At 24.2% G+C, this 3,681-nt stretch carries 5 protein-coding genes; 1 reads left to right on the top strand and 4 read right to left on the bottom strand.

Annotated elements, in window-relative coordinates:
- Window positions 1-225 precede the first annotated feature (225 nt).
- Window positions 226-474 (bottom strand): hypothetical protein, encoded by a 249-nt coding sequence (locus ACMUOV_RS02380; protein ID WP_413853430.1) that lies wholly within the window; start codon window positions 472-474, stop codon window positions 226-228.
- Window positions 471-1,256: a DnaB-like helicase C-terminal domain-containing protein gene (locus ACMUOV_RS02385; RefSeq protein WP_413853432.1), complete on the bottom strand. Its 786-nt coding sequence runs from the start codon at window positions 1,254-1,256 to the stop codon at window positions 471-473. Before ACMUOV_RS02385 ends, ACMUOV_RS02380 begins: the two co-directional genes overlap by 4 nt.
- Window positions 1,257-1,416: 160 nt before the next feature.
- Between ACMUOV_RS02385 and ACMUOV_RS02390 the strand changes: the two genes are divergently transcribed.
- Complete coding sequence (locus tag ACMUOV_RS02390; protein ID WP_413853434.1) at window positions 1,417-2,310, top strand: helix-turn-helix transcriptional regulator; 894 nt, start codon at window positions 1,417-1,419, stop codon at window positions 2,308-2,310.
- A 9-nt stretch (window positions 2,311-2,319) separates the two neighbouring features.
- On the opposite strand, the gene ACMUOV_RS02395 is transcribed toward ACMUOV_RS02390, so the two are convergent.
- Window positions 2,320-3,432 (bottom strand): PD-(D/E)XK nuclease family protein, encoded by a 1,113-nt coding sequence (locus ACMUOV_RS02395; protein WP_413853436.1) that lies wholly within the window; start codon window positions 3,430-3,432, stop codon window positions 2,320-2,322.
- A 54-nt stretch (window positions 3,433-3,486) separates the two neighbouring features.
- Window positions 3,487-3,681: hypothetical protein (locus tag ACMUOV_RS02400; protein WP_413853438.1), on the bottom strand; the 195-nt coding region annotated here is incomplete at its 5' end.

Consider the following 3,681-nt stretch of genomic DNA (forward strand, 5'->3'; position numbering starts at 1 on the left):
AACAAACCTAACCATACCGTCACTATGCCCGTAAGTATCATATTCTTCTTCAATTATTATTATTTTGTTAAGTTTAAGTAAATATTTTATTTTATCTATAAGAATTTGTTTTTTGTATTGCGGGTTTTCTTTAAATATTCTTGAGGTTATTATTGCTTTTCCGTTATAACAAACGAAATTTCCGCCATCAAGTTTTATATCCGTTTTTATTGTTTCTATTCCTAATTATTTTGCAATTAAACTACCGTCTGTTATATATTTAGGATATTTTTTTAAATATATAGGATGATAATCAAACTGAATATATTTGCCATCCATAGATTTTATAGGCATAAAATCCCGCATCCAAATATCTTTCGTTTCTTCAACAAATTCACAACTTAAATTATTATCTTTAAATAGTTTTACTAACCTATTATAGAAAGGTAAATATCTTTTTTGTTTTAATAATGATGAAAAATATATTATTGTCATTTTATCTCAATAAATTCACATGAAGTATTATCAAATTTACAATTAATTATTTTTGTATTATTTTTTGAATCAGTTATTTTAATTTGAGAATTATCTTCTTGTTTTTCTATTTCAATAACAATATCGCAAATTTCTTTAATTACTTTCTTTTGTTCTGTTTCTTGTTCTTTATTATCACTTAACATTGTTACAAGTATTATCGGAATATTATAATTTTTTGCAATTTCTTTTAATTGTTTTATATTCGTTTCCATAATTTCGTTAAGATTTGTATCAGCAAACTGTTTTATTAAAACATCATAATTTTCTTTTAGCTCTTGCCCTTTTTTATCTTTTGTATCAATATAAAGATTATCTGTTGAAGGATATGTAAGTTGTAAATAATCTATTAATATTAAATCCAATTTTTGTTTTCTCTTTTTTAATTCTTCAATAAGAGAATCTATTTGTTGTTTTATTTTTCCTGTTTTTACGCTTTCACCATCATATATATAAAAAAATCCTTTACTTGTTTCTTCGTCTATTTCTTTGTTTGTATCGAAATCTGTTTTATTTATAAAAACATTCAATTTTTTGCCTTTCATTTGTGTAATTAAAGACAGCAAAACAACACTTGTTGTTTCCAAAGAATATATTGCAACATTTCTTTTAACTTTGGTATCTGTTATAAATTCTTTTATAATATTTGTTGCTAATGTTGTTTTTCCTGTGCCGACTTTACCTATGATGCTTACAATTTTTGCATTTTTTAATTCTTTTACTATTTCTTGCATTTCTTTCATACTTTCTTTCTCCTATTAAAGTTTTTTATTGTTTTCTATCTTCTGCCTTTCGTCGTTTCCATACCTCTATACATCCATACATCTATATTAATACCATACTAAGTGGACAACACCCTGTCCTTTTGCTAAAATATGGAAAATTTATTACAGGTGGAATTTTATGAATAAAATGTCTGCAATAATATTCATTTTGAATAAATTGGATTCCGGTGCTGTAACAACAAAAGGGCTTGCCGACGAATTAAATGTATCAACAAAATCAATTCAAAGATACATTAAAGAAATAGAAAATGCTGAATTTCCTTTGTATAATCCGCAAAAGGGTGCTTATGCTTTTGCTGAAGAATTTTCTTTGAAAAAAATGCAATTGTCCGATACGGAAGCCGGACTTTTGGTATTGTTAAATTCTTTTGTAGATTCTTTAAAGAATAAAAAGTTAGATAAAAGTTTTGATATGTTTAGAAAAAGGATATTGTCTGAAAATGCAGATAGTCCATTTTTTGTAAAATTTCAAACCGGACCTAAATATGAAATGAACGACAAAACGAGAACTATAGAAAAAGCAATAAAAGAAAATGAATATTTAACAATTGAATCCGTATATAATAAACAAATAAAAAATTTAAAACCTATAAAAATCGCTTACTTCGAAGGTTTTTGGTATTTAATATGTTTAATAGGGCATAAAAACAAAGTGTTAAAATATAATATTGCTAACATAAAAAAGATTATACCTATGGGTGAAAATTTTGAACATACAAAAGATATAACAAAAATTCTAAAAGAAAGTGTAAATATTTATTTTGAAATAGACCGAAAAACAAAAGTAACACTTTCCGTTGCAAAAAAAGCAGCAAAATATTTTAAAGCAAAACAATATTTTCCTTTGCAGAAAATAATAAAAGAAAATAAAGACGGTTCTTTAATATTGGAATGTAAAATAGCAAAAAAAGAAGAAATTTTACCGACAATATTCCACTGGTTACCTTATGTTAAAGTAACAGAACCGCAAACACTCGATACAACCGTTAGAGAAATTTTAAAACAATACTAAATTTACAGTTTAATATTTAACAAATTCATATATACAATTTTGTATTTCAACTAAATTTTGTTCAAATTTTTCAATATCTTTTTTGATTCTGTTTGTTATTTCTTTGTAAGTTGTTTTTTCATCGATTCCTTTATTAGATTGTCTATATATGAAATCCGGTTTATAACTATAAAAATTTTCACATTTTGTTTTTCTTTTAGGATCTTTTATATCAACAAACCAATAACCCTGGTCTTTTAATTTATTTGCAATCTTTATTCTTTCTTTCCATATATCATCTGGGGTAGATTTTCCTTCTAAATATACAAAGCCATAACTATATTGTTTACCTTGTATTTGTATATGAAATCTGTTATTTTCATCTAATTTTCGTATTACATCAACAACTCCCTCTTTACTTTTGGCACTAAAACTTTCTTTGATTTCCCAATTGCATTTTTTTCTTATTTCTTTATTAATATAATTTGCTAATTCGGATGTCCTGTATTTAATATAAATATCTTGTAAATCATCTATAATTTGTTTTTTTTGTTCATCCAAATCATATATTTCATTGTTTTTTTCAGGAAAACTTTTAGAAAGTAAATTTATAACATTAATATAATCTTGCATTAAACATTTATGATAATCTTGATAATCTTTTTTATATTCAACATTTTCACAAAATATTTTATTCATTTTTTTAGCTAAGTCAGAATAACTTATGCAAATCCACTGCTTTGGTAAATTTATTTTATCAACCAAAGATAATAAAATAAAAGTTGTTTCTTTTTTTTCTTTACAGATAATATCATAATATTTTTCTAACTGATTATAATCCGGATAAGATTTCATTTTGTTTTCTATAATAATCAGTTCATTATCATTAAATTGAAACTCTAAATCCGTTCTTATATTTTTATTACCTTCATTTTTGTTTGAATTTGTGTGTATTACTTGTTTTTTACAATTATACTCTTTAGTTTTATCAAATCTTTTATCATTAAATAGTTTTATAAATTTTTCAGGATAAGTATTTCCTAACCAACATAAAAAAGAAGTATGAAAATTTTCTAAAGAATCTTGCGACATATTATAAATTGGTGACGATTTTAAATTTTTTATTAATTCACTTTTATTCATAATAAAGTACCTCCTATTTGTTTATCATTAAAATACAGATATATAAATATTGCATTATTTCATCTCCTTGAAATAAACATACTTACCGTCTTTTCTTGCAACTGCACCGCATGGCACTGCAGGACAATGAAACCTATTTAAGTTGAAAAAACATTTCTTACACTGTTCTTTAATACTGCTTTCAATTACTTCCAACTTAAATTTTCTAATACCATAATTACTGTTTTCCCATTGATAAAATACAGGCAA

The organism is Candidatus Ruminimicrobium bovinum (assembly GCF_902760015.1).
Classification (GTDB): Bacteria; Elusimicrobiota; Endomicrobiia; order Endomicrobiales; family Endomicrobiaceae; genus Ruminimicrobium; species Ruminimicrobium bovinum.